We start from the raw sequence: 236 nt of genomic DNA on the forward strand, positions 1-236 counted from the left end.
GCTTTGTATATTGCAGGCTCGGGTATTCAAACCCAACAAACGTATGTAGATGTAATATCTAATAATATAGCTAACGTTAATACCATTGGTTACAAACGAGATTCTGTAAGTTTTTCTCAAGTCGTTTCTGGAAACTCAAGAACGCAAAATGCTAGTACTAATGAGGGAGCGTATCGAGGAAACGGTGCTTCAGTAAATGAGATTAATTCTGTCTTTGAAAATGGTGACCTTCGAGC

1 protein-coding gene is annotated in these 236 nt (G+C 37.7%); it reads left to right on the plus strand.

What is annotated here, in order from left to right; all coding sequences use genetic code 11:
• The coding region (locus Q4528_RS16035; protein ID WP_303522756.1) for a flagellar basal body protein at positions 1-236 on the plus strand (236 nt) is incomplete at both ends.

The organism is Staphylococcus pasteuri (assembly GCF_030547725.1).
GTDB lineage: Bacteria > Bacillota > Bacilli > Staphylococcales > Staphylococcaceae > Staphylococcus > Staphylococcus pasteuri.